This is a genomic window from Myxococcales bacterium (assembly GCA_016712525.1).
Classification (GTDB): Bacteria; Myxococcota_A; Polyangia; order Polyangiales; family Polyangiaceae; genus JAAFHV01.
In genome coordinates this window covers 1,745,946-1,765,023 of sequence record JADJQX010000007.1, presented here as the reverse complement: position 1 = coordinate 1,765,023, position 19,078 = coordinate 1,745,946, and the positions used below count along the sequence as shown (strand labels likewise).

At 71.3% G+C, this 19,078-nt stretch carries 12 protein-coding genes; 6 read left to right on the top strand and 6 right to left on the bottom strand.

Going from position 1 to position 19,078, the window contains the following annotated elements; genetic code table 11:
- Positions 1 to 2: 2 nt before the first annotated feature.
- The 5 genes from IPK71_24520 to IPK71_24500 form a co-directional block, all read right to left on the bottom strand.
- Positions 3 to 1,958, bottom strand: a complete 1,956-nt coding sequence (locus IPK71_24520) for an IgGFc-binding protein (GenBank protein ID MBK8216903.1) — start codon at positions 1,956 to 1,958, stop codon at positions 3 to 5.
- Positions 1,959 to 4,076: an IPT/TIG domain-containing protein gene (locus tag IPK71_24515; protein ID MBK8216902.1), complete on the bottom strand. Its 2,118-nt coding sequence runs from the start codon at positions 4,074 to 4,076 to the stop codon at positions 1,959 to 1,961.
- Between the two features lie 115 nt (positions 4,077 to 4,191).
- Positions 4,192 to 5,754, bottom strand: coding sequence for a restriction endonuclease (locus IPK71_24510; GenBank protein MBK8216901.1), 1,563 nt, complete (start codon positions 5,752 to 5,754; stop codon positions 4,192 to 4,194).
- Between the two features lie 296 nt (positions 5,755 to 6,050).
- Positions 6,051 to 7,205: a prohibitin family protein gene (locus tag IPK71_24505; GenBank protein ID MBK8216900.1), complete on the bottom strand. Its 1,155-nt coding sequence runs from the start codon at positions 7,203 to 7,205 to the stop codon at positions 6,051 to 6,053.
- Between the two features lie 115 nt (positions 7,206 to 7,320).
- Positions 7,321 to 8,007: a CPBP family intramembrane metalloprotease gene (locus IPK71_24500; GenBank protein MBK8216899.1), complete on the bottom strand. Its 687-nt coding sequence runs from the start codon at positions 8,005 to 8,007 to the stop codon at positions 7,321 to 7,323.
- 161 nt (positions 8,008 to 8,168) lie between these two features.
- Between IPK71_24500 and IPK71_24495 the strand changes: the two genes are divergently transcribed.
- From IPK71_24495 to IPK71_24470, 6 genes are all read left to right on the top strand, one after another.
- On the top strand, positions 8,169 to 11,144 hold the full coding sequence (locus tag IPK71_24495) for a bifunctional [glutamate--ammonia ligase]-adenylyl-L-tyrosine phosphorylase/[glutamate--ammonia-ligase] adenylyltransferase (protein ID MBK8216898.1): 2,976 nt from the start codon (positions 8,169 to 8,171) through the stop codon (positions 11,142 to 11,144).
- Positions 11,141 to 14,089: a hypothetical protein gene (locus IPK71_24490; protein ID MBK8216897.1), complete on the top strand. Its 2,949-nt coding sequence runs from the start codon at positions 11,141 to 11,143 to the stop codon at positions 14,087 to 14,089. The genes IPK71_24495 and IPK71_24490 overlap by 4 nt, the downstream gene beginning before the upstream one ends.
- 128 nt (positions 14,090 to 14,217) lie before the next feature.
- Positions 14,218 to 14,907 (top strand): SDR family NAD(P)-dependent oxidoreductase, encoded by a 690-nt coding sequence (locus tag IPK71_24485; protein MBK8216896.1) that lies wholly within the window; start codon positions 14,218 to 14,220, stop codon positions 14,905 to 14,907.
- Between the two features lie 133 nt (positions 14,908 to 15,040).
- On the top strand, positions 15,041 to 17,500 hold the full coding sequence (locus IPK71_24480; GenBank protein ID MBK8216895.1) for a VWA domain-containing protein: 2,460 nt from the start codon (positions 15,041 to 15,043) through the stop codon (positions 17,498 to 17,500).
- A gap of 18 nt (positions 17,501 to 17,518) precedes the next feature.
- Positions 17,519 to 18,094, top strand: a complete 576-nt coding sequence (locus tag IPK71_24475; GenBank protein MBK8216894.1) for a sigma-70 family RNA polymerase sigma factor — start codon at positions 17,519 to 17,521, stop codon at positions 18,092 to 18,094.
- A complete protein-coding gene (locus IPK71_24470; protein MBK8216893.1) occupies positions 18,091 to 18,327 on the top strand; it encodes a hypothetical protein in 237 nt (78 codons plus the stop codon). Before IPK71_24475 ends, IPK71_24470 begins: the two co-directional genes overlap by 4 nt.
- Positions 18,328 to 18,462: 135 nt before the next feature.
- Here IPK71_24470 and IPK71_24465 read toward each other — a convergent pair whose 3' ends face one another.
- The gene (locus IPK71_24465) at positions 18,463 to 19,044 is read right to left on the bottom strand and encodes a CD225/dispanin family protein (GenBank protein ID MBK8216892.1); all 582 of its coding nucleotides are present in this window, start codon (positions 19,042 to 19,044) and stop codon (positions 18,463 to 18,465) included.
- Positions 19,045 to 19,078 lie beyond the last annotated feature (34 nt).

Below are 19,078 nucleotides of genomic sequence, written 5' to 3'. Positions count from 1 at the left end.
TCTCAGCGGACGTTGATCTCGGAGAGGTCGGTCCCGCCGGCGTAGGCGTAGCTCACGAACGAATCGAACCCGTACACGAGCACGCCGACCGGGTAGTCGGCTTGGACGCGGTGGACTCCGTCGTTCTGGCGACCCGGCTTCACGTTGTCCGGCGGACGCGCCACGGGGTCGATCGTGGGGAACGAGAGCTGGCAGCGGTAGACGAGGTAGGCCGAGCTCTCGCGGCTCTTGCCGTCGGTCCCGGCGACCTCGCACGTGGCGGCGCTGACAGGAGAGCCATCGAGGAAGACCTGCGCCTCGCGCGGCGCCGAGATCACGAGGAAGTCGAACGCGTACTTGTCCGGCGTGAGCAAGACGTAGTCGGAGCGCCACTGCTCGATGGGCGGAAGGAACGTGAGGCTCGGATCTCCGCCGGGGAGGCCCCGCGGAATGCCGGCGCCGTCTTGGCTCACCTGGACGTCCGCCACGACGACCGGCGCGTCCGCGTCGAGGGTGGCGTCGCGCGTGGTCGCGATGGTGACGTTCGCGCCGACCCCGTCGAGGACGACCTCGGCGAAAGGAGGGGGCAGGGAGGTCCTTACGGTGGTCTTCCCGGGGTTCACGGCCACGACGCGGTAGTACTCGGGCTCGTCGAAGGGCCCCACGGCTCCCCCCGCCGCGGCGACCGCGCGCGAGCGGTTCGGCACGCGGCCGAGCACGTAGCGTTTGCCGACCGCGCGGGTGGGCACGGCCTGCTCCTCGAGGTGATCCGCGCAGCACTGACGCTCGGCCAGCGTGCTGAAGAACGGCGCGTCGGACGCCTCGCTCCCCGGGAACGCGACGACGGGCTTGTCGGCGGTGACGATGGTGCCCGTGAAGTCGGCGTTGAAGTCTCCGGTCTCGAGGTTCAAGACCTCGAAGGGCTGGAGCGTGACCTCGATCGTTCCGCCCTTCGGCGTGCCCTGCGGGAGGAACGAAGGCCCACCCGACACGATGCGCGCCGTGGTCCTCACGGTGACCCGCGTGTCGGGCCTCGTGCCCACGATGGCGAGGAACGCGCGGAGGTCCGTGCCGAAGTTCTGCGCGGGATCCTCGCTCCTCGCGATGGTCTGGGGCCACCCGGCGATCACGTAGCCCCCCTGGCTCGAGCCCGTGAGCGCCGGGACGGGCAAGAGCTGCGACGCGTCGTTCGAGAACACGTTGGCGTTCTCGAGAGGGTTGAACTGGTAGGCCACGATGGGCACGTCGCTCGTGACGCGGTACGCGCCGCGCGAGAGGGCCGTGCCCGGACCCGTGTCGAACGTGCCTTCGGCCGAGCCGTCGACCTCTTTCGGCCCGAGCTTGAGCACCTCGAGGTTCCGCGGCGACACGACCGCCTCGGCGACCACGCGGGTGCGCGCCGGTTCGCCAGGCTTGGCCAGGTCCTCCTCGACGACGATCTTCGCCGGGAGATCGGGCTGAGGATTGGAGACGACGACCGCGAACTGCTGCGCGGCGGCGCTGCCCGAGCTCGTCACGGCGTTGTCGAGATCGACTGCCCAGTACTCGCAGCCGACGTTGGAGCGGTTCGTCTCGGCGAGCGTGCAGAGGTTCACGCACGCCCCGCCGCGGCAGGCGATCTTCTTGGAGGCGTCGCACGTTTCGCCGCGGGCCTCACCGGCGCCGTCGACGTTGCACGTGAGCACCGTGGCCCCGTCGCAGCGGGTCGTCCCCGGCTCGCAGGCCGCGCATCGACCGAGCCGATTCGAGCACACGAGGGCTCGTGCGCCGCAATCGTCGAGTGGGGCGAACGCCGCCCCCGTGCAGCGCTCGAGCACCTTGCCCTGGCAGGCCAACGCGCCCTCCGTGCACGCCGGGCGCGCGTCGGGCACGTCCCGGTACGAAGGGTCGAACTGGCACGCCGAGGCGACCACGACGGCGACCCCGATGGCGGCGGCTCGAGAGAACGGGCGCGCCCGTCGCGTGGGCTCGCGCCCCACTCAGAACACCCCGGCGAGGCTGTCGACCGCCGACGCCGACCACGACCCGCTGCCGAGCTGCCCGAAGCGGAGCCTCCCGTAGTCGAACGCCTCGATCCGGGCGACCGAGACCGTCGACACGATCGGGCCACGTACGAGGCCGAGCATGTCGGGCCCGGGGAGCGCGGAGAGGTCGGGGATCGCGGCGTCGCGGACGTTGCCCGGGAGGACGATCGTCCAGCCCACGAGACCGCCCCGCGACAGAACCGAGACCTTGACCAAGTCGGCCGTGGTCGACTCGGGTATCATGTTGAATTTTATGCGTTTTCCGTCCCATGCGCCGGCGGCGGGGGCCACCATTTGGGGCACGGGCAGAAACCCTCCGAGGGCGATCTGTTGGCCGTTCGTCCGCACGCGCGACACCGCGCTCAGCGGGAGCTCTGCGCGAGGCCCGCTGACGGCGCGCGCCGAGATCACGTACGACTCGGTGGCGGCGGCGGCGTCGAGGGAGGGGAGCCCGATGTACGTGATGGGTGCCGTGACCGGGAGCAGCGTCGTCCGTTCCCCGAGGGGGAGGGTCGCGAAGCCCGTGCCGAGCGAGAGCGCGACCTGCGTGACGAGCCGGTCGGGCGAGCGTGGCGCCGGGGGTGGCGTGGTTGCGCTGACGGCGAGCGGTGCGTCGGCGATGACGTTCATGAAAATGTCGGCGCCGACGACCTTCTGCCTCGCGCCGAGCCCGACGCCTCGCACGAAGCCGAGCACGTAGGGCACGAACCGCGGGGGAGACTCGCTGCGGTCCTCGAGGCCTGCCACGGCGTAGAGCGTGTGGTTGCCCGGCGCGCCGACCACGTTGAAGAGGTAGCCCGCGCTGCCCGGAGAGTCGGGGGTGACCGCCGTTACCGCCTCGGGGAGGACGAAGCGCTCTCCCGGAGAGGCCTGCGAAAAGAAGACGTAGGCGGCCTGGCGCTCCGTGGGCCGCTTCGGCGCGGGGACACCCGACCACCCGGCGCGGCGGAACTCGACGCCGCCGGGGAACACGAGCTCCCCTTCGATGATGCCACCGAACCGCCCTCCGCCCCCGCCGATCGAGGGAGGGTCCCCTTCGGCGCACGAGAGGTCCATGACCGGGTCGAGGTACACCGTGACCGTATCGACGGGCACGTCGACGAACGTCATGGGCTGGTGGCACTTCGCGGCGACGCTGACCGTGAGCTTGCTCGTGAAGGAGGGATCCGAGAGCTCCACGGCGCCGGACTGCGAGACCTTGGCGATCTTCGCGGTCGCGAGATCTCCCCCCACGACGACCGTCCCGCCCGCGAGCGGTTTGCCGGTGAAGGAATCGAACGCGAGCACCTTGATGCGTCCCGCGAGCGCTCCTCCCGAGAGCCCGCCGCGGTATCCGTCGGCCGCGTCGCTGTAGGTGTAAGCTTCACGCACCTGGATGCGGTCGACCCCGGTCGTCACGACGACGTCCTTCGCGCCGGCCGAGTGCTCGGGGGTGGTGCACGCGAGGTGGGTCGTGTCCTTCACCGACACGTCCGTGCAAGGGCGCCCGCCGATCGCGACGGTGGTCGCTGCGACGAACGCCGTGCCGCTGCCTTCGACCTCGATGCGCGTGCCACCGCTCGTGGCGCCGGAGTCGGGGCGGAGCACGACGGCGTCGTAGGTGAAGCCGGCCGGAAGGGCCCGCTCTTCGGCTGTTTTCGTATTCTTTACGCGTACTTCCGCGGGGCCGGGTTTGCCGGGGGGGACCTCGATCGCGATGCGTGTCACGTTCGACGCGAACACGGCTTCCCTCGGTACCTCGACGCCGCCGACGAACACGCGCATGTCGCTCGAGAAGCCCCGCCCCGACACGAGCGCGCGCGTCTTGCCGGAGAAGGGACCGTGTGCCGGGAGGAGGCCATCGAGCGCGAACGGATCCCCGAGGTCGACGTCTGCGCGCGGGCCGAGCGTCGACCCGTCGCCGAGCGACAACCCGCCGGCGTCCGCCTCGTCCCCCGCGGGCACGGCGTTGCCGCCCGGGAGGCACGCGGCCATCGCGGTGGCGACACCCGCGACGAGCACGAGCGCGACGGCGCCTCGCTTCGACCACCGAGCGCCGCGGCTCCGAGACGGACCACGTGAGACGTTCGCCATGGGCGAAGACTAGCCGCTCCATGCCCAGGGTCGAGCCGAAAGGCGCGGCCGAGCTACCACGTCGCGCGGCCGTTGGCGGCGTACGCGACGTGGTGGCGGGTGGATGGCTGCGCTCTCAGCCTCGGAGCGTGTCGAACAGCTCGAGGTCGGGGATCGCCGTCGTGAGGCGCGTCTTCACGACGCCGACGTCGTTGTCCTCGAGCAAGCGCACGAGGGCGGTGCCGTCGAACAAGGCGACGGGCGCGGCGTTCGGCGCGGACGCCTCCTCGCGTGCCCCGGAGAGCACCTGCCCCGTCGTGACGAGCCAGCCTGCCTGCGCGGGCCCGTAGTGATGGAGCGCCCCGCGGAGGTCGCTCACGCGCTCGCGCCCGATCTCGCGGCCGTCGCGTCGCACGACGATCGCCGTGCGGATCTCGTCGCTCCCGTTCTTGTGGGTGGCCGCGAAGTGCGACTCACCGCCGGGCGACCCGGCCCGGCGCACGGCGCGGAGGCTCGCCATTCCCGCACGCTCGAGCCCGAGGAGCACGAGCTCCATGAACGCGTGGCCGGGCAGCTCTTGGAGCTTTCGCAGCATGGCGCGGCGGGAAGCTTCGCGGTACCTCTCCACGGCGGCGATGGCGTCCTGCTCGAGGCGCACGAGCTCGGGGCTCATGTGCCAGTCGGTGAGGGCGAGGCGGAAGCCTGGCGAGAACCGGAACCTCGGGCGCTGCCCCTGCGCCTGGCGGCGGAGGTTGTCGGCGCGGAGGGCGGCCATGAGCTGGGACTGCGCGAGCTGAGGATCGCCCGAGAGGCGCCCGCGCCGCATGAGCGCGTCGGTCACCGTGCGCTGCGGCACCGGCCCTTGGTTGCGATCGAACCCGCCCATCGCGAGGAGCGCCGCGTCGGCGAGCTCGCGCCCGAGCAGCTCGTCCCCTTCGGCGACCGGCGGGGCTTCGATCCCGTTCGGGGCGCCGCCCGCCATGATCTGGTGGCGCTCGCGGACCTGCGGGCGCGGGGCCGGCGCGAGAGGATCGCGGGCGGGGGGTGCGTCCTCGCCTTCGACCGTGAACCCCGGCTCGGCGCGCTCACCGGAGCCCGGCTCGCCCGGAGCGCCTTCGGCTCCCTCGCGCCCTCCGCGACCGCGGCGGCGGCGGCGACGACGGCGACGGCCACCATCGGCGGCGTCCCCTTGCGGGAGCGCGGCGTTGCTGCTCGGCGGGGCGGCCAAGATGGGTTGATCGTCGTCGTCCTCGTCGTCGAAGAGCTCGGCGCCGCTCGCCGCGAGGTTGCGGCGGAGCTCGTCCTCGCCCGACACGAGCACTTCGTCCTCGTCTCCTTCGGACGGGGCGGCGGCCAAGCGCGTGGCGGCTTCGACCTCGAGCGCGTTGACCTCGGCGGCCTCCTCGATGCCCTCGCCAGCGGCCTCGGCGATCTCGGTCTCGGTGGGCTCGCCCTTCTTGCCCTTCTTCTTCTCGTTCCAGTCGCGCAAGGCGAACACGCCCGGCTTCACCCGGACGATGGGGTTCGTCTTGTCTTCTTTTTTAAGCAGCGCCGCGAGTCGGGCGCCCATGGTCACCTCGGGGCTCTTGCCGACGTGCGACAAGAGGTTCTTCTCGACGGCCAGCTCGGTGATTTCCTTGTAGTGGAGGGGCTTGCCGGCGATGCGCAAGACCTCGGCCGCGGCTTCGGTAAACGTCATGGGATCTGTTCGTCCTCTTCGCTGATATCGCGCGCTCTTGCGCGGTGTGTGGGCGGGGCTCCCGCGTCGTCGTCGGGGGGCCGGGGCCGGGCTCGCCAATCGTGCCTACGGACTCCGGTCTCGCTGCGCCGGGACCAAGATCCGCGGCGACGGCGGGTTTCGCAAAAAGGCCGAGGCCGATGGGCCCGACAACCTTTCCCGACCCCTCCCCCTTACTCCTCCGCCGTTCGCTCGTCAAATGGCATCGCCCCCGCCGCGAGAGCACGGCGAGGGCGATCTCGTACCCGAGCCCCGCTTCAGGGGGCGATCGGCGCGCCTTTGGGTGGCGGGGCCGGTTGGGGCTGGGCCGGTTGGGGCTGGGCCGGGGCTTCGGCGGGCTTCGCCGCAGGTTGCGCCGGGGCAGGCTGCCCCTGGGAGAGCGAGCCCTGCGTTTGGCCCGGCCCTCGCTCCTCGAGGAGCTCCTTCAGCCTCTTCTGGCGCGCGTTCTCGTCGAGGCCACCTCCGAGCTTGGTCGCGTCGATCGTGAGCATCGGGAGTTGGCCGTTGCCGCCCGCGGTGTAGACCGGGAGCTGCCCGTTCCAGCGCTCGAGGCTGCGGTATTGGAGCACCGTCGGCGACACGCTGAGCCGGATGATCTCGTTCGCTTTGGCCTCGGAGCGGGCGCGGATGAGCAGCGCGTCCGCTTCGCCTTGGGCCTTCTGGCGCATCGCCTCGGCGGCGCCGGTCGCTTGCGTGACGGCCTGGTCGGCCTCGGCGCGCACCTGACGCACGCGGTTCTCGCTCTGGATGGCGTTCTGCGTGGCCTCCATCGCGCGGTTGATCGCCTGGGCGACGTTCTCCGGCAGGCGGAGCGCCCCGTTGATGGTGAGCTGGTCGATGACGATGCCGTCTTTCCCGAGGTTCGCCGCGACGCGCCGCTGCACCTCGGCGAGCATCTTCGACTTGCCCGAGCCGTAGATCTCCTGGACCGGCATGGTGGACGCGACCTCGTTGAAGGCCTCGCGGATGACGTTGCGCACGTACCCGTTGGCGAGCGCCATCATGTCGTTCTGGCGGAAGCGCCCGTAGAGCTTCGGGGCGAGCGTCGGGTCGATGTGGAACGAGAGGCCGATGTCGCCGTTCACGTTGACGCCCTCGGAGGACGAGAACGTGATGCTGTCGTCGTGCGGAGAGCCCTCGTTGTGGCTCGCAGTCCACACGATGTTCTGCACGCTGGTCGGGAAGAGCACGATCTGCTCGAACATCGGGTTATAGACGACCCAGCCCGTCTTCAGCTCCATGTCCTGCACGCCGCGATCGTTGCCGGCGAGCTTGACGCGAATGCCGACGTGCCCTGCGTCGATCCGCTTGGTCATGCCGCAGCCCGCGAAGGCCGTGACGACGAGGACTATCAAAAACACCACCACGCGGCGGAGGCCTGGACCTGCCTCGCCGATCTCGATTTTTGCCATGAATGACCCTCGCCGCGAACCTAACCCCGTCCCTGGGCGGCGTCGACGGCCCGGCGTCCGATTCCGGGGCGTGCGCGACCGATTTCCGCGAACGGGTCCCTTCGGCCGGCGCCGCTCAGACCGAAGGACCCCACATGCGGAACATCATCACGACGCTCCACAAGAAGAGGCCGTGCGAGAAGATCCCGGGCGTGAGCCGGCCGAGCTTTCGGTTCAGGAAGCTCCAAAGGAGCCCGCACGCGAGGGCCGCGAGCGGCAAGAGCGGGTTCGGTCCGGCCGCCGGATCGCGTAGCGCGAACGCCGCGGGGACGTGCGCGACGGCGTAGAGCACGGGGGCGTAGAGCCAGGCCCGGCTCGAGCCGACCTTCTCCTCGAGGAGCGAGACAACGAGGCCTCGCCAGACGATCTCCTCGCAGGCGGCCATGAGCACGAGGCCCACCACCACGAACGCGACGTGCTTGCGGAGGTCGGCGGGGTCGCCCGTCTGCAGGTAGATGCGCGCGAGCCACGCTGTGCGGGGCGAGCCTTGGGGGAGGAACACCCGGACGAACGCCCACGTGGCCGCGAAGAGCGCGCCGGCCGTGACGAACCCGAGCGAAAAATCGCCGCCTCGCACGCCGAACCAGTGCTTGAGCACGCCGTCGCGACGCGCCCGCACGAGCGCGAACGCGGCGAGCGCGACGTTCGGGAGACCGATGACGAGGTAGAGGCTCGGGCTGCCGGCGCGCTCCGGGAGGAACCCGAAGTACGAGGCCACGCCGACCACGAGGACGACGACCGCGAGGATGGCGGGCTGGACCATGGGCGGTCCGTCTAGGCCAGGGGCGCGGATTCGGCAATCGCGACGCGCGATCGGGCGAAAATGCCCGGAGCCTCGGCCCCTCCGACGGGCACCCCGTGATCCCACGCGGAAGGGGTCACGAGGGGCGCGGGACCTCGGGCCGTGCGTGTAAGCTCGTCGGCATGGGTTTCCCTCGTTCCCCCCTCGTCGACGTGCTCGAGACGTCGGGTGAGCTCGCCGCGGCGAAGGCTCGCATGGCGGCGCGGCTCGCCGAGAGCGGGAGCCCCGCCGGGGACGACGTGGTCACGCTGGGCGCGCTCGTGTCGTGCGCCTACCCCGCGATCGGCAGGGCCATCGATGCCCGCCCGGAGGACCTCGTCCACGTGGCCCGCTCGGGCCTGCGGGCACGTCGAAATGCGAATGTTTACAGGAGGTTATCTGCGGAATTGTGCCCCGACCTCGGAGACGCCGAGGGGGTTCGCCGTGGCCTCCGTATCCTCGCGCGTCGGGAGAAGCTCCGGATCGCCGCGAGGGAGCTCTTCCCGACCTACGGAGACGTCGACGTCTCGGCGAGGGAGCTGTCGGATCTCGCCGACGAGGTCGTCCGGGTCGCCTGGCTCGAAGCGACGACCTGGGCCCGTTCGCGCTTCGGCGAGCCCGTGACGCGGGACGGCACCCCCTGCGGGTACGTGGTGCTCGGGATGGGAAAGCTCGGGGGCCGTGAGCTCAACGCGGGGAGCGACGTCGACCTCCTCCCGTTCTACGAGACCGACGACGGCGAGCTCGTGAAAGACGGCCGGGCGACCGACGTGTCGCTCCACGAGTACTTCGCGCGGGTGACCCAGAGGCTCACGTCGACGCTCGACGACGCTACCTCCGACGGGATCGTCTGGAGGGTCGACCTGCGGCTCCGCCCCGAGGGATCGCGCGGTCCGCTCGTGAACGCGCTCGCTGCCGCCGAGCGCTACTACGAGAGCTGGGGCCGCACCTGGGAGCGCGCGGCTCTCCTTCGTGCGCGCCCCGTCGCGGGAGATCTCGCCTTCGGGGAGCGTGTCCTCGAGGCGCTCGCGCCGTTCGTGTGGCGGCGCGTGGTCAAACCCGAGATCGCGGCCGAGATGGCCGAGCTCGTCGTGCGCTCCCGCGCCGAGCTCTCGGAGGACCCCGAGCGGTGCCTCAAACACGGGGAGGGGGGTATCCGCGAGGCGGAGTTCTTCGTGCAGTCGCTCCAGCTCGTGTGGGGCGGGAAGGACGCTCAGCTCCGCGCGCGCGGCACCCTCGACGCCCTCTTGCGGCTGCGATCGCGCGGGCTCGTGACCGAACGGGAGGCGCGCGACACACGTGACGGGTACCTCGCGCTCCGTCGAATCGAGCATCGGGTCCAGAACGCGACGGGGCTCCACACCCACACGCTCCCTCGCGGAGCCGTGCTCTCGGCCATCGCGTCGAGCCTCGGGTTCGCGTCGGCAGAGGCGTTCGAGGCCGACGTGCGTCGTACACGGGTGCGGGTGCACGAGCTCTTCGAGTCCACCCTCGTGCCCGCCAAAGGCCAGCGCGCCTCCGAGGCGATCGTGCGTGTCTTCATCGCCCTCGAGAGCGGGGAGGAGGACAAGGTGCGGGAGGTCCTCCCGAGCGCGTTCGGGCTCGCCCCCGATCTCCCCCGGCACCTCTTGGCGCTCGCCAAACGACCCGACGACATCCTCGGGACGAAGACCCGAGACGCCTTCCCTGCCGTGCCTCACGAGACCCTGCGCCTCTTGGCCGAGGCGGCCGATCCCGAACAAGCGTCTCGCTTGTTATGTGCGTTCTTTTCTAGGCTTAGGACGCCAAGCGCTTACGTGCGTGTGCTCGCGGAGGACCTCCGCGTGCTCTCGCGTCTCGTCGGCCTCTTCGGCGCGAGCGAGTTCCTCGGGGGGGCCCTCATCGCGAGGCCCGAGCTCGTGGATCGTCTCCTCTTCGCGCGCGGCGCTCCCACCCCGGAGACGGCGCGGCACGCCGTGGCCGAGGAGCTCTCGACGGCGAGCGGCGGTGACGACGACGACGCGGAGGTGTTCGTCGGCGCGCTTCGACGTGCGAAGGCCCGCGTGACGATGGAGGTCGGGCTCGCCGAGCTCTCGGGGGAGCTCTCTGCTCGCGATGCCCAGCGAGTGCTCTCGGCGCTCGCGGAAGAGACCCTGGAGCGTGCGCTCGGCCGCGCGCTCGCCGAGCGGGGCCTCGGCGGGGGCCTCGTGGTCGTGGGCATGGGGAAGCTCGGCGGCCGCGAGATCGGCTACGGCTCCGACCTCGACATCTTCTTCGTGTACCGCGACACCGGAGACGACGACCTCGCCGAGCGGTACGTGCGAACCGCGCAGCGTGTGCTCCGCCTCGTCAGTGTCCCGCACGGGGACGGCCCGGGGTACGAGCTCGACACGCGCCTCCGTCCCTCGGGAAATCAGGGCCTCTTGGTCGTCTCGGTGGACGCCTTCCGCCGCTACCACGGCGAGCGCGAGGGGAGGGACCCCGAGGCCGCCGACTGGGAGCGCCAGGCCCTCCTCCGCGCGCGCATCGTCGCTGGAGACGCGGCGCTCGGCGTGGAGGTCACCGAGATCGCCGAGCGCGCCGCGTACGATCGAGGCGCCCCTCCTGCGGCCGGGATGCACGCGCTGCGCATGCGTATGGAGCGCGAGATCGGGCGCGAGCGCCGCGGAGAGAGCGAGCCCCACGAGCGCCTCGACCTCAAGGTCGGCTACGGTGGAATCGTCGACGTGGAGTTCGCCGTTCAGTTCCTCCAGATGCAACACGGCGGAGAGCGCTCGCTGCGGACCCCGGACACGGAGGCCGCGATCGCCGCGCTCGAGGCGCGTGGCCTCCTCGACGCCCACGACGCTACGGTGCTGCTCGATGGCTACCGTGCGCTCCGCGGCATCGAACAGGCGCTGCGCGTCTCGACCGGTACGGGGACGTCCGTCCTCGAGGCCGGCAAGGCCAAGGTGGCGCTCCTCGCACGTCGCCTCGGCATGCGGGACGGTCCTGGCGGTTCGGCCGCGCAGGCGCTGTTCGCTCACGTACACTCGGTGAACCGAGACGTACGCTCGGTGTATCTCTCCGTGCTCGGTCAGGCCCCGCCCGCCTCCGTCACGGATCTCGGTGCGACCCCCTCCAAGCGGAGTGTTTCGTGAAACGTCGAACGCCCCATCTCCTCTCTCCGCTCGTGCCGCTCGTGCTCGCCGCCGCGGCGTTCGCTGCCTGCGGGCCGCGCGAGCGCCCGGTCCACGTCGCCCACCCGGCGTCTCCGGTCGAAGACGCCCAAGCCCCCGCGGCCGTCGAAGAGCCCTCGTCCTACGTGCTCTCGGCGTGGGGGGGCGCCTCCCGTGGCGACTCGGTGCCGCTCGGGAAATCCGAGACAGGCCTCCTCGTCGACGGGGTGCGTGTCGTCACCGACGGGGTGCGCATGCGGTCGGCCAGCGAGGTCGCGACGACGGCGCTCTCGTCCGTCGTGGAGGTCCCCGCGAGGCTCGGCGGAGGGTTTCTGTTCTTCAACGACACGGCCATCTACCACGCCGATTCGTTCGACGGAAAACTCAAAGGTTTGGCATACTTCCCGGACGCTCACGTGCACGCCGTGGACTTCGGCTTCGACCGCGCCCTCGTGCGGAGCAACGACGGCCAGCGCTGGGCCATCCGCCTCACCGACGGGGCGAGGGTCGGGCTCGAGCCGCCTGGGCTCTCGGAGCTCGCGGCGCGCGACGACGGCCTCGGGCTCGTCCTCACCGACACGGGCCGCCTCCTCGCCACACGAGACGCAGGCAAGACCTACCGGGACGTGACGAACCAGCTCCGAGGCGCGCCTGGCTCGATCGAAGCGCGCCCCGACGCCATCTACGTCACGAGCCAAGAGGACGCGTACGCCCGCCTCGAGCCCGACGGGCGGCTAGGCCGCGTCGACGCGGTGCCGGCCGAGCCCGTGAAGGAGCGTGATCCCAGGTGGCGTCAGGGCGAGGCCCCGGCGCGTGTCGCCATGCGCACCGGCGTGCCCGCCGAGGAAGAGGGCATCGCCGTCTTCGTCGCGAACGGCGACGTCTTTCGTGTCTCGCTTCGGCGTGGCGAGATCGTGTCCGTCCAGACGGGGAAGGTCCCGCTCGACGCGATGTGCGAGGGCGTGCGTACACCCGACGACGCGCTCTTCCTGTGCACCCGGCACGGTCAGACGTCCGAGCGCTTCGTCGTGTCGGGCACCCTCTACGGGAAGACCCCGCAGATCGAACAATCCTTCCCGTTCGTGGCTCCGTTCTCCGCCGGCGACGACGGCGCCTTGGCGTTCGCCGGTCCTTGCTCGGGGCCGCAACGGGACGGGGTCGCGTGCGTGCGGACGGCGCAGGGCTCGTGGGTCGAGCGCGCGCCGTCGACCGACGCCGGCAGCCCGGTCGCGCTCGGCTACGTGGTGCCGAGGTCCGACGGCGGCGCGGTGTCGCTCCAACTCCAGACCAAGCCGTACTCGATCACGGACCTCGCGACGGGCGACGTAAGGACGTTCACCGACGCCGAGCTGACGACCTCCGTCGGTCGTTATAAGTCTATGATGTACATGGGAAAATCGGGGGGATCGGTGCTCCGCGAGTGGACGTTCCAGCCCGATGGCTCCCTGCGCGGTTGGAGCGGTGGCCGCTCGATCACGATCACCCCGGGGGGGCCGGTCGTCTCGACGACCTTCGTCGGTGACAACGCCACGTACGGGACGTCGGGGCCCCGCGCGCTCGGCATGAGCCCCGAGGGTCGCCTCTTCCAGACGGTCGATCGCGGGCTCACGTGGACCGAGGTGGCGGGCCCCCCGTCGCAGTCGGTCGGCCCGGGGAGCAAACGAAGCTACGGGAGCATCCAGTGTGGAGCCGTGGGGTGCAGCCTCGGCCCGTGGCTCCGTGTCGGGTTCGCGGCCGAGCCCCCGAAGCCTCCCTTGAAGAAGGTCGAGGTGCCCCCGCCTCACGAGACGAAGCCGTTCGCCGAAGGGCGCGTCCTCGTCTGCGAGAGCTCTGGGCAGCTCCGAGGAAAGAGCGCGGCGCAGAACGATAGGTCGCCGGGCCTCGGGGCGACCTACCTCCCGAACGGCGTCGACGAGACCCACTACCCGCGCGGCTCGATTCACCCCGTGAACGGCGGCGACGGCGGCGACGAGGGCGAGCCCGGCAAACGCGCGATGTCCTTCGTCGCGCCGAACCTCACGCCGTCGACGTATCGGAGCACCTTCCACTACATCCTCCCTTTCGATCCCCAGGCGACCGTGCGCACCGGCACGCTCGTGGCGTCCGAAGTGGCCCAGTCGATCCACGGCGGGCCGCTCACCCTGGACGATCTCCTCTCGGACGCGACCTTCTCGCGGGCCGTGCCGATCACACCGCAGGATCCGGCGGCGCCGGGCGGCCTCCTCTTCGCGACCGACAGGCTCCTCGTCGCGTTTCGGGGCGGAGCGGCGAGGGTCGGCGTGCTCCCCGAAGAGGCGATCCTTAGCGCCGTCTCGGCCGTCGACCTGCCCGGAGACGAGCTCGGCGTGCTCGTGAGCAACGGCTCGCAGAGCGTCGTATTTCGGCTTCAGAAGGGCGGCGCGCTCACGCAGGTCCTCGAGTGGAAGGGCTCTCCCGACTCCGAGCGTTACCCCTCGAACCCCGATGCGCTCGCGGTCGGGCCGCGCGGTGAGCTCGGCGTGGTGCGCCTCGCGAGCGGCAACGAGCCCGCCTCGGCAGGAGATCCGGCGAGGCTCCTCCTCGCGAAAGGCAAAGAGCTCAGGCTCGCGGCGTGGTCGACGTTGGTGATGGCCGACGACCCGGCGTGCAAGGCGGATCCGTCCGGGTACCGAGCGACCGTCCAAGTGACGGGCGAGTGGCTCAAGCCCGAGAACGCACAAGACAAGCCCGAAGGCGCGGCGCCGCTCTTCGCCCGGGTGCGCTGGAGCGAGGCGCGTGTCTGCCTCGAGGGGGTCGAGCAGAAGGCCAAGGGCTTCGACGCGGAGCCCGGGCGCAAGCTCGAACGATGGACCGTCATGAAGGTGCTCCCCAAGCTCGAGGCCGGACGCGTGGTCGTCGGGACCGGCTTCGAGTACCGGCTGCCCGCGAGGTGCACGCTCAAGAACTGAGCCGCGAGGCGTGGGCGCGGGCCTGGGGAGGGCCGCGCGCTCCCCCTTCGAGCCTTGGGATAGGGCGGGGCGAGGCTTTCCTGCGTTCTCGCTCGCGGCCCCGGTCTCTCGCGGTTTACCCTCGTCGCATGAACGTCATCGTGACAGGTGCGGCGGGTGCGCTGGGGCGAGCGATCGTGGCGCGACTCTCTGCCGATGGGGCGAACGTGGGGCTCGTGGACCGTCCGAGCGCCGCGCTCGAGCAGCTCGCCGCGGAGGTCCGGGGGACGGCCCTCGGGGTCGAGGTCTTCTCGCGAGAGAGCCTCTCCGAGGCGGTGAGCCGCTTCGAGCACGCGGCCTCGGGGCCGGTAGACGCCGCCGCGCTGGTCGCCGGAGGCTGGGGAGGCGGCGCGCCGATCCACGAGAGCGACGCGGGGCTCGACGCGATGCTCGACGCGAACACGAGGACGGTGCACGCGTCGCTCGCCGCCTTCTTGCCGGGCATGGTGTCGCGGCGCCGCGGGAGCATCGTCGTCATCGGCTCACGCAACGTCGAGCGACCATGGCTCGGCGCGAGCGCGGCGGCGTACACGGCGAGCAAGGCCGCGGCGGTGGCGCTCGCGCGGGCCGTCGCCGAAGAGGTGAAGGAGTCCCACGTGCGCGTCAACGCGGTCTTGGTGAGCACCATGGACACCCCCGCGAACCGCGCGGCGATGCCGACCGCGGACGTTTCGCGGTGGGTCGCCACGTCGTCGGTCGCCGACGTCGTCGCGTTCCTCCTCGGAGAGGGCTCGAGGGACGTCTCGGGGGCCGAGATCCCGGTCTACGGGCGGGCATAACCAGAGCGATAACGGCGGTTTACGAGAAATCGACGAAATCGACCGGGCCGATGTCACCAAGGCGTACGTCGGCTGCGTTGCCTCGGTGAAGCGCGCGGGGAAGAGGTCCTCGCCGCACCCCAAGGAGCCGACCATGACCCGCCCCGCGATGCCCTTCACGCAGCCCTCCCCATCGACCGCTTCGCCTCTCTCGGCCCCGACCGGAGCGCTCGTGTTGCGCGACACGCGCATCGTCGCCGAGGCGTGCGGAGGGATCGTGCGCACGGTCCTCGAGCAGCGCTTCGAGAACCCGAACGACGCGCCCCTTCACGTCACCTACAGCCTCCCGCTCCCGCTCGACGCGGCCGTCGTGGCCTTCAGCTTCGTGCTCGGGGATCGAACCATCACCTCCGAGATCGATCGCCGCGATCGCGCTCGCGAGCGGTTCGAGGACGCCGTCGCTTCGGGCCACTCGGCGGCGCTGCTCGAGGAAGAGCGCTCGACCGTCTTCACGCAGGAGATCGGGAACGTGCCGCCGCGGGCCGAGGTCGTGGCGCGGATCACGCTGGATGCCCTGCTCACCTACGCGCACGAGCCCAGCCGGGGCGTCTGGGAGGCACGGTTTCCGACCACGCTCGCGCCCCGGTACCTCGGCGAATCGGGGCGTGTCGTCGACGCGTCGAAGGTCACGTTCGACGTCCGTGAGCACATGCCCCTCGGGCCCCGCGTGACGTTGTCGCTCGTGGTGCGAGACGCCCTCGCCGCGGGGCGGTCCCCCGAGTCGCCTTCGCACCCCATCCAGTGTGCGAAGGACGGCGCCGCGACCGTCGTGACGTTCGGTGGAGAGGGGCACATGCCGCTCGATCGCGACGTGGTCGTTCGGTGGGACGGTGCGCGCGCGGAGAGCTCGGGCGCGGCGCACGTACACGTCGACCGCGACGAGGACGCCGTGTACGCGCTCGTGACGGTCGTGCCCCCCGCGGGGCGCCAAGTGCGCGCAGTTCCAAGGGATTTGACGGTGTTGCTCGACACGAGCGGGTCGATGGGCGGGGAGCCGCTCGCCCAGGCGAAGCGCGTCGCGTTGGCGCTCGTCGCTTCTCTCGACGAAAACGACACCGTCCACCTCGTCGAGTTCTCGTCTCGGCCTCGGGCGTTTCGGGAAGGGCCGTCGTTCGCCACCCCCGAGACGAAGCGCGCGGCGTCGGCATGGCTCGCGTCGCTCGTGGCTTCGGGGGGTACCGAGATGCGCGACGGCATCGAGCGCGCCCTCTCCGACGTGCGGCCCGGGCGTGCGGCCCAGGTCGTCCTCGTGACCGACGGGCTCATCGGGTTCGAGCAAGAGATCGTCACGGCGATCCTGCGCCAAAACGTGTATGGTGCACGCGTCCACACGGTCGGGGTCGGGTCGGCGGTGAACCGGTCCTTGCTGGGCCCTGCAGCGCGCGCGGGGAGGGGCATCGAGATCGTGTGTGGGCTCGGGGAGGACACGGAGCCCCTCGTCGCGAGGCTGCTCGCCCGCACCGACGCGCCGGTCGTGACAGGGTTGACCCTCGTGGATGCGCGCACGGGCGCGGCCGTCGCGCTCGCGGCTCGGCGTGTCCCCGACCTCCACGCCGGTGCACCGTGCCTCGTCCCGATGCGGCTCTCGAGGGAGACCGCGGCGGTCCGCATCGAGGGAGTCTCTGCCGACGGACCGTTCGTCCACGAGGTCCCCATTCGTCCCGACGGGGTCGAGCGACCGTACGTTCGGTCTCTCTTCGGCCGCGAGGCGGTGAGCGACGTCGACATGCGGATGGCCGCGGGTGAGCTCCGCGGCGAGGGGGACGCCGAAATCGAGCGGCTCGGGCTCGCGTACGCCATCGTCACGCGCAAGACGTCGTTCGTGGCGGTCTCGCACGAGCGCACCGTGGACCCGACGCTGCCGACGCGCCGAGAGGTCGTCCCTCACGCGCTCCCGTACGGCATGTCGGCGGAGGGGGTGGGGCTGCGCGCGGCGTCGAGCGTGATGCCGGTGGCGGCTCGATCGGTCGCGTTCGCGCCGAGCCAAGCCATCCCGATGCCGATGGGGATGCCGATGCCCGCGCCCATGGCACCTTCGGGGGCGCCTCCTGCGTCGCGCGGAGGCGGCGGTGGCGAGCGTCGGAAAGAGTCCAAGTCCGAGGAGGCGCGCGACACGTTCGTGGCGCCCAAGAAGAAGGCGGCCCCGCCGCCGAAGCCTTCGCTCCTCGAGCGTGTCGCGAGGGCGGTCCTCGGGAACGCCGACGAGGGCGGTGGCTCGGGTGCCGACGATCACGACGAGGAGAGCGCGGCGCCATCGCCCTCGCCGAGGCTCGTCGTGGGGCGGCTCGTGCGATCGACCGAGGGTGTCTTGGTGGTCGAGATCACGCTGTCGGACGAGCTCACGTTCCACCACGACACGCTCCGTCTCATCATGGCGACGGGGGAGGGGCGGCCGGCTCGGATCGACGCGGCGCGGTCGACGGCGCCGGGCTCGTACGGAGCGGGGGCGGTGCTTCGCCTCGTCGTGCTTCACGGCGAAGGGCGCCTGGAGGCCTTCGCGGTCACGGGGCTCGAGATGGCAGGCGCGTTCCCCTTCCGGGTGGCGCTCGGCTGAACGGACGAAGGAGGGCTCGTGGACACGGATGTGTATCTTGCACGCATTGCGGCCGGGGACGACACGGCGTTCGCCGCGTGGCTCGGCGCCGTGGAGCCCGAGGTGCGGGCTTCGCTTCGAGGGTTCGCGCGCGTCGTGGACACCGAGGCCGTGCTCCAGGAGGCCTTCCTTCGTGTGTGGCAGGCCGCCCCGAGGGTCGTCCCCGACGGGCGGCCGAGCTCGCTCATGCGCTTCGCCGTGACGACGGCACGCAACACGGCGATCTCGGAGCTTCGCAGGCGGAGGGTGACCGTGGCGGACGAAGCCGCGCTCGAGTCGGCGGCGGTGGAGCTCCCGCAGGGCGGCGCGCGCGACGACCTCCTCCGTGAGGCCCTCCGTCTCTGCCTCGAGCTCCTGCCCGCGAAGCCGCGGGAGGTTGTCTTGGCGAGGCTCGAGGGCTCGGGCTCTGCGACCGACGCGTCGCTAGCCGTGCGCCTCGGCATGCGGACGAACACGTTCTTGCAGAACGTCACCCGGGCGAAACGTGCCCTGGTCGGGTGCCTCGAGGAGCGAGGTGTTCGCGTCTCTGGTCGGCTCGAAGGAGGTGCGCGGTGAGCCCCGACGAGCGCGACACGTTGATCGCCGAGCTGTGCTCCGCGACGCGCGAGACCCGCGCGACGGGCGAGATCGTGTGGTCGAAGGCCTTCTACGATCTCGACGCGGACGATCGCGCAACGGCCTTCGAGGAGTCCCTCGTCGAACGTCGGCTCGAGGCCGCGCTCTCCCCCGACGGGACGAGCGGCACGGCCCGCGCCGTGCTCGCCAAGATCCGAGGTGTGCGCCCGTGAGGGCCACCCTCACGGACGCATAACTGTCCGACTTGAAAGGGGAATGTCGCGTGTGGGCGCGCACGCGTGGCGACAAAAAGGAGACTGCCCGGCCTCCTCGCGGTGACCGGGCAGCGTCCTAGGACGAAGGTCGTGTCAGGAGTTCGCGGCGACGTTGATGATGCCCCAGACGACGTCGAGCAGGAGGCCGAGGCCGATGCCCACGGCGCCGAGGATCGTCGCGGTCTTGGCCTTGCTCCGCGCGCCCTCGATGTCGCCCATGTTCTTGGCGTTGCCGGCCTGGACGGCGAGCACGATCCCGACGACACCCAGGATGAAGCTGATGCCGCAGCAGAGGCACGAGATGACGCCGAGGATGATCGGGAGCGTCGTGTTCACGTCGCCTCCGGCGCCCGGCATCATGGGGCCGCCGGGGGGCGGGAAGCCTCCACCGGGGGGACCGAAGCCGGGCGGAGGTGCGCCGTAACCACCGGGGGGCGGTCCACCGAAGCCGCCGGGGGGCGCACCACCGGGGGGAGGCCCACCGTAGCCACCGGGGGGCGGACCACCGAAGCCGGGCGGGCCACCACCGCCGGGGGGGCCGCCGTAGCCGCCGGGGGGGGCGCCGCCGGGGGGCGGGCCACCGTAACCGCCGCCAGGAGGCATGCCGCCCGGAGGCCCGTACCCGCCCGCGGCGTGGACAGTCGAATTTGCGGTCGTGGGATCGGTCACCATCATGGGCGTCTGCTCTCCTCGCGAAGTCGTGTGCATG